Source organism: Xanthocytophaga flava (assembly GCF_030068545.1).
Taxonomy (GTDB): Bacteria; Bacteroidota; Bacteroidia; order Cytophagales; family 172606-1; genus Xanthocytophaga; species Xanthocytophaga flava.
This window is the reverse complement of record NZ_JASJOR010000053.1, coordinates 23,478-31,465: the sequence shown is the minus strand read 5'-3', so window position 1 is coordinate 31,465 and position 7,988 is coordinate 23,478. Positions and strand designations below refer to the sequence as shown.

5 protein-coding genes are annotated in these 7,988 nt (G+C 42.3%); all 5 read right to left on the bottom strand.

All coding sequences use genetic code 11. The features are described from left to right. Positions 1–581 precede the first annotated feature (581 nt). Positions 582–1,340: a manganese catalase family protein gene (locus QNI15_RS37395; RefSeq protein WP_314037157.1), complete on the bottom strand. Its 759-nt coding sequence runs from the start codon at positions 1,338–1,340 to the stop codon at positions 582–584. Between the two features lie 495 nt (positions 1,341–1,835). Beyond that, entirely contained in the window at positions 1,836–2,834 is a 999-nt protein-coding gene (locus QNI15_RS37390; RefSeq protein ID WP_314037155.1) for an SDR family oxidoreductase, read from the bottom strand. Positions 2,835–3,394: 560 nt separating this feature from the next. After that, the gene (locus QNI15_RS37385) at positions 3,395–4,312 is read right to left on the bottom strand and encodes a helix-turn-helix domain-containing protein (protein ID WP_314037153.1); all 918 of its coding nucleotides are present in this window, start codon (positions 4,310–4,312) and stop codon (positions 3,395–3,397) included. 8 nt (positions 4,313–4,320) lie between these two features. Beyond that, positions 4,321–5,187, bottom strand: coding sequence for an SDR family oxidoreductase (locus QNI15_RS37380; RefSeq protein WP_314037150.1), 867 nt, complete (start codon positions 5,185–5,187; stop codon positions 4,321–4,323). An 807-nt stretch (positions 5,188–5,994) separates the two neighbouring features. Continuing rightward, positions 5,995–7,911, bottom strand: a complete 1,917-nt coding sequence (locus tag QNI15_RS37375; RefSeq protein ID WP_314037149.1) for a tetratricopeptide repeat-containing sensor histidine kinase — start codon at positions 7,909–7,911, stop codon at positions 5,995–5,997. Between the last annotated feature and the right edge of the window lie 77 nt (positions 7,912–7,988).

The window sequence follows — 7,988 nt, the reverse complement described above, 5'->3', positions numbered from 1 at the left end:
TTGAGCAGTTATTTCATTTAGCCAAAAAAGAACGTAGACGTGTTGACTGTAATGGTTTTCGGTTGTCTCCTAAACAAATTCTTTTCCCTTAGCCTGACGGCTATGGTGATAACACCAACAACGGGCACAATAATTATCACCACTAGGAAAGGCCGCCGGTCTTGTCACGAGTTCCTTTCAGGAGGACAGATAGGGGTGTGAGTGCCCAAAAATGAGATTTTTCCCTAAAACATCCCAAATTAGAAAGGTTATGGTCAAGATGAGACTTTTAGTCTAATACCATTATCCAGAAAGTTAAAGATACCTCCATTTGGTATAAAACTCAAAGTATCTGGCATAGGCATGGGCAAGCTTATTGGGGCAACTTCGGGTGATACAGGGTATATTTTTCCCCCTTGCTTTAGCATTGGCGTAATGAAAAGGAAAGGGAATTTTGGCAGTTAACAAACTAATAGGCAGATAATACTAATTTGCTCGTTTTTCGGCGGGGTTGGCTAAAAAGCAGCCAACCTTAGTTTTACTAAGGTTGGCTGGTATTCAGGCGTTGAGCCTACTCACCTATTTATAGAATAGTATTCTACTTATCGGCTGGCCTTGTTTATCTCTGAAATAATTTGTTGTTGTGTCACCTGTGCTTCCATTTTGGCAGGAGCCTCCACATACTTAATATCTGGCCCTTGATTCCATGGTCCCCGCATATCCTTATCTCCATACTCACTTTCACCTGTTGAATCGTTGTAAAACTGTTCTACAATACCCGATGTAGGAGGAATCTGTCCTATGGAAAGAGGATCTTTTCCCATACTATCCAATGCAGTCATAAAAGCTTTCAGGTGCGTAATCTCACGCGTCATTAAAAACTGCAACGCATCTTTGGAACCAGCATCATCACAAAAGTTAATTAACCGCTCATAGACGATTTTAGCGCGTGCTTCCGCTGCGATATTGCTTCGCAGATCTACATCAGGCTCACCCGTAATTTTTAAATAGTCGGCTGTCCATGCACTTCCCTGTGAATTATACAGGTTTACACCGCCTCCGCCTGCAATGGCAATAAGTGGATCAGCTTCTGCGGCCTGACGTAACGTTTTAGTTGGCTTTAGATGCATCCGAGCCAGTGTGCCAATAATTTCCAGGTGACTCAATTCTTCTGTACCAATATCCATCAATAAGTCTTTAAGCCCGGAATCTTCACAATTGATACCTTGAATCGAATACTGCATAGCCGCTGCCAGTTCACCATTAGCGCCACCAAACTGCTCTAGTAACATGTTACCAAAACGTGGATCTGGTGTACCAACTCTAACGGTATACATTAATTTTTTTACGTGATGATACATACTAATTCTGGTTGAAGTTGATAAATTAAAAAAATTGTCTTTACATTTTTATTAGAATAAGCTCATCCAGCTAGGCTACCCAAATTTTTCTATGTACTAGTAGTCTGCTCTCAATGAAACATGTAAAGGCCAAAGCCTGTTTAGGTATACACAGATGCTACTGAAAGCTATGATCAACCAAAGTTTACGTAGAAAAAATCCAGGCAAGCTTTCTGGTTATGTATGTATAGCCTAAATAATCGTACCGGAAGACAAATCTCACGAATTAGTGGAATGACTTACTCTTCATACATAGAGTTACACACAGGCTATTTCTTTCACCAACAGGGATTCTCACTAAATTAGTCCTTTTCCATTGAGAAAGAGTGGCCACAAAGCAATCTCACTTAAAACCTCATTTTCAATGTCTTACAAAAAAAGATGTATATCTATTGATAGTAAATGGTTGGCTAACTATTTTTGATCCAGTCAACCATTCACTAAGTATCCATATCTCTAAGGAAGTCCTCCTCCGCCGGCTGCACCATAAATTTGTCCGGTAGAATAACTGGCATCACTGGCGGCCAGTTGTACATAAATCGAAGCCAGCTCGGCAGGCTGACCCGGTCTGCCCATTGGCGTATCCCCTCCAAACTTCTGAAGCTTCTCTTGAGTAGCTCCACCACTCACCTGCAAAGGTGTCCAGATAGGACCTGGTGCTACTCCATTCACACGAATGCCCTTTGGACCAAGTTGCTTTGCCAGTGAACGAACAAAATTGGTAGTAGCCGCCTTAGTTTGTGCGTAGTCATATAAGTCTGCGGAAGGATTGGTAGCTTGTTCTGAGGACGTGCCAATAATAACTGATCCGGGTTTGAGATGGGGCAAGGCTGCTTTAATGATCCAGAAGGGAGCATAGATATTGGTTTTCATTGTCCAGTCAAACTGTTCAGTGGTTATATCCAGAATAGATGCCACGGATTGCTGACGGGCAGCATTGCTCACTACTATATCTAAGCCGCCCAGACCCTTGACTGCCTCACTTACCAGTTTTTGGCAAAATGCTTCCTCACGAAGATCTCCTGGAATCGCAATGGCTTTGCGACCTTCTTTTTTGATCAAAGCAATTACTTCCTGGGCATCAGCTTCTTCAGAAGGCAGATAATTGATAGCCACATCGGCTCCTTCGCGTGCATAAGCAATAGCGGCTGCCCTGCCCATTCCTGAATCTCCACCCGTAATAAGAGCTTTACGGCCTTTCAGACGATCAGAACCTTTGTAGCTCGTTTCTCCATGGTCTGGCTTAGGCTCCATTTTGCTGGCTAGCCCTGGCCAAGGTTGTGTCTGTGATTTGAAAGGAGGTTTGGGATACTTCTGGATCGGGTCTTCCAATTGAGCATTCAACTCTGTCTGAGGCATTTGACCAATTGCCAATCCAGGTGTCATGGCAGTGGCTAAACCGGCACCTAAACCACTGATGGCCTTGCGCCGGGTAATCATTTCTACTTTTTCCATAGATGGCTGTTTGTTTTAATTTTAATCTTGTGTAACTAATATGTTCTATAACCATATGATCATATATACTACACGATCATAAATAATACTGCGTTTGCCTCTTTTTACAGCCACTAGAAGGCCTTAAAATATTATTAAAGTACTAGTAGGAATAAAGTGATAGTATGGAAACGAGTTAGTATAGTACCGAGTCTTGATATACTATCGAGTTAGTATAGACGTTGAAAACATTATGCCTTAAGTGGATGATTTTTGGACTTGTAAGAGAATGCGGATAATCCTCTACTGCGGTGAATTAACTCTACAAACCTGATCATCAAATACATATACATGGATCACCCCGAATTTTAAGTAAAAGATGTCATTGAGAAAGTAAACAAATGTCACAAAGAGAGTGAAGATCACTTCAATCGTGGTAGGTTATGTAAGTGTGTAGAGAGTCTTTTCTTCGCGAGGTTGGCCTTTGGCCTTGTGGGGGGAAGGATCGGTGAAAAGTGTCCTTTTTTGCAACTGGTCCACATCCTGGCCTAACAAATTCTCATTAGAGTAATTCTTATCAGTCAATGAAAGGAATGTCGAAACTCCAAAGGGGAAAGTTTGGTCTTGCTTTTGAATAGCTTACTGAACGACTGCGGGTGTTCGAAGCCCAACGCATACGCAATTTCGTTGACTGTCTGATCCGTCGTTGATAGCTTTTCCTTAGCCAGGTCCATGAGTTTATCGTGCACAAATTGCTTTGTGCTTTGCCCGGTCAGGGTTTTCAACAAACGGCTCAGGTAGTTGGGCGAAATGTGCAATTGTTCTGAAATGTATTGAATACTGGGCATACCCTTATTTACCAGATCATCGCTTTTGAAATAAGCCGTCAGTAGCTCCTCTAACCTATTCAATAGCTGATGGTTGGCGAGTTTACGGGTAATAAACTGACGCTGATAAAATCGTTCACAATAGGTAAGCACTAACTCGATGTGCGCCAAAAGGACATCTTGTGTATAGGCATCTATACCGCTTTGATACTCGTGGGCAATGTGTTGCATCGTATCGGAAATCATCCCCTCTTCCCTATCCGAAAGATGAAGAGCCTCATTTACCTGATACCCAAAGTACTCATACTTCTTTATCTTTTGGGCCAGTGGTGTGTTCCACAAAAAATCGGGATGGATCAGTAACAGCCATCCCGAATGGATAAATTCTGCCGGCGAGGCATCAATAGCCAATACTTGCCGGGGCGCCATGAAATGCATCACACCGGCGTCAAAATCAAACTCTTGCTGTCCGTATTTCAACTTACCATTGAAGTTCTTTTTCAGTGCAATAGTGTAAAAGTTGTGAATGATCCGAACCGAACAGTGTTTCAATTGTCGCCGTGTGTCTTCAAAACGTATGACACTAACCAACGGGTGCGCAGGTGCAGGAAGCTCCATCAGCCGATGATACTCCGCGATGGTCTTTATCTGATAGGTTGTCGGGTGGGTCATATCTTCACTCAAAGTCCAAACAATTCTTTTAATCCGTCTTTCAAGGCGAGAGGTTGGCGACCCAACACCTTTTCAAGGTCGGTGTATACGTCAGCTTCCTGATTGTGCCGGATGTCCGTAACAAAATCGACAATCTTTTTCAACATTGGTTCGGCAATGCCACTTTGCCGCATGGTGGCGACAAAAACCGAAGTTTCTGCAGGAGTATAACTTACCGGCTTGCCAGATAGTTCGGTTAGTGCCTGAGCAATATCACCAAATGAGTAGGCCTCCCTTCCGGTGAAATGATAGGTTTTGTTTTGACAGGGTTCATTTGCCAATACAAGCGCCATGGCTTCTCCCATTTCTCTTCGCAATGCAAAGGATACCCTCCCCTTACCTGCGGGTAGAAAAATACCTCTTTCCAGTGCCTGCTTGCCTATAAACAATGGGATGGCATCCATGTATAGAATATTTCTGAAAAGTGTATAGGTTAATCCGCTTTCTTTAATGTAATCTTCAGTCTCGAAGTGATCCCGCATTAACGCATTGCTCAGGGTGGTCCGATCTTTCAAAGCCCGGCTGGTATACGCGATATTTTTCACTCCTGCCCTTTTGGCAGCATCTACTACATTTTTGTGTTGTTGCATCCGATCCCCTTCGTCACCTGCCGAAATGAGCAGTACGGTATCGACCCCATCCATTGCTTTTTCCAGAGCGTACGGATGGTCGTAATTAGCCAGATGAGCAGTGAACCCCTGGCTTTCCAACTCGGCTCTTTTTTCTTCGTGACGGGTAATGACTCCAATCTGACGGGCAGGAATCGTTTTCTGCAAGGTTTGGGTAACTACACTGCCCAGGTGACCAGTTGCTCCGGTAACTAATATTCGGTTCATGTTTTTTTGCATTAGTGTGAATACAAAAATGCACATCGATCCAAACAGATAAGTAGTCAAATCTATCTTTTTCGTGTTTAAATCTGCCCTCGGTTACCGCTTCCAAGCCTGCCTGAAATGGCGTTCATAGCTATTCGAATCACGCCACTCGATGTTATGCTCGGGAATACTTAACTTAACTGCCTGAACCAGATGGGTACAAAGAAACCTGGATAGCTGCTGTTATCACACTGATCATATATGACAATTCTGATAGCCTCTGCCTTATCGTGTCCCATACCTTTTTCATTTTTGCAGCTTTTAGGGAATAATCTCTTTTTTGTGCCCTTACACCCTTTTTTGTCTTCCTGAAAGGAACCCGTGACAAGACCGGCGGCCGTTCCGACTGGAATTTATTTTTTCTCTTATAATCCAAACGCCACTCTATTTGTCAAGAGATCCTTTCAGGAGGACAGGGAGAGTGTTTTCTTTTTTATTTACAAATCATGTTTCTAGAAAAGATATGGAATAAGATAAGGCAGAGGCTTATGAATTATGTCTCACATTGCTGAAGAGCTTGGCTATCTAGTGATATTTTATGAGAAGATGTGATAAGAAAAGCCACGACAAACAGATGGCAAAACTAAGTAGACTTGGCTTCTTACTTTCATCTCATTTTGAGTAACCCACTACGCAAGGCAGACTTTGCATTTTCCAGCCCTGCTAAATTTCACTTCCTAAAAACACATATTCATGTCTTGAATGCCATCTGAACATCGGACTATCTTTGTTGTATGATTTATATGATGCTGCTTCAGAAGCAGCATCTCAGGCAGAGATTTTGAAACTGAGTGTAATTTTTGTTCCCTGACCTACCTGCGAATCGATGGTAAGCTTTCCACCCAACTCATGGGCTCTGGTTTGCATGTTATTTAACCCATTGCCTCTTTTGACTTTGACTTGGTCAAAGCCTATTCCATCATCGGCAATCTCCATATGAATCCAACCTTTGCTTTCACGCAACTGAACCGTTACTGAGGTAGCCTGTGCATATTTGGCGATATTATTGATCGCTTCCTTAAAAATCAGATATAGGAATTTACGAATATTCATATCCAGTTGCGCCTTTACCAATGGATCATCAGCTACAAATACAAAAACAATGTTGCGTGATTCCAGAAGCGGGTAGGCAAACTCTTTCATTCTCACAAAGGTATGTCCGAGGGCATCATTGTCAGGCTTGATAGTCCAGATCAGATCATTAATAGAAGAAATGCTAGTATGAGCCTGTTGGCTAATGTTTGTCAGAATAGGCAAGGTTCGTTCTTTTTCTGCATTATGATTGTTGAGTAACAAGTCTGAATACAAAGCAATGCTACTTAGATTGGCACCCAACTCGTCATGAAAGTCAGCCGCAATACGATTCCGAATCCGTTCCATTTCCAGTCGTTTATGAAGTCTGTATCTTCGATAGCCTACTATGACTGCTATACCAGTCAACAACAAACCGGCAATCAGCAGAAATACATTGCGACGCTGTACAGCCAGTTCCAGCGATTGTGAACGATTTTTCTCGTTAAGTAAAGCAATTTCCTGCTGGCGTTTTTCGGATTCATACTGAGCCAGTAGCTGCTGGCTTGTTTCAGCTAGTTGTAAGTGAAAGGTAGAGTCTTTGGCTTTTGCCGCCTCTTCCATGAACTGGACAGACTTCTCAAACTTTCCCATATTGCTATACAACTCAGCCAGAGCCTGATTGGATTTATACAATTCATCAAAGTCATTGCTTTTCTGAGCCATCGCCAAACCTTCCAGATAATACTTTTCGGCTAAATCAAACTTCTGCATTTCCCGATACATTTCTGCCTGATTATGCAGGTTTATCCGCAAAGCTATCGGAGCTTCCAGTTCACGAGATAGCTTTTCTCCCCGTTTCAGATAGATTTCTGCCTGTGTATAGTTTTTGTTGTTGATCAACATACGACCCAGATTGACTAACAAATCGGTTTGCAGCAAAGCATAGTCACATTGTTCTGCATGGAGTAATCCACGTCGGTAGTAAATGATCGCAGTATCTGCCTGATTGATGTTATCATACAGGTTGCCCATCAGATTTTCTGTAATTGCCATGCTTTTTACATCTTTGTCTCGCTGGCCGATTTGTAAAGCACGCCGGTAGTAAGGTAATGCCCGGTCATATTGCCGATAGGATGAGAGGATATTGCCTATACTCTGGTATTCACTTGCACTTTCCTGATGGTATTTTTCCTGAATTTTAATCGCCTTCAGGCTATATTTCATAGACATATCCAGTTTATCGAGCCGTCTATACGCAGCGGCAATATTGCCGGGTGCAGCTATCTTAAACATAGGATCAAACTTTGTTGGATTTTGTTCAATTACCTTTTCCGCTTTCAGGTAATACGCCAGCGTCGCAGCCTTGTCACTTTTATGGTAAGCCAATGTTCCCTTAAGAAAAAGTATACAATAGGTAATGAGTGCATTTTTGGCTGGCTGCTCTTGTTTTAGCTTATATAGTATATTGATTAACGAATCTGCCCGGTTATATTCTCCCCGAATCATATATTGAAAGCCGCAATTTTTTATTGAGATGATATACAGTGAATCTCTGGGCTGGGTATGCAGAAACCATTCTAACGAATCCAGAGACTTTGGAACATGACGGGTAAGTTGGGCTTGGGTAGGATAAGCTATACTAAAAATGCAAAGAAGTAAGAGGTATCTCACTGTTTTCTTTTTGTAGGTAAACTCGTTGTAACCAATTTAAATGTATTGAGGCTAATATAGTGTCAATCGTATTGTAG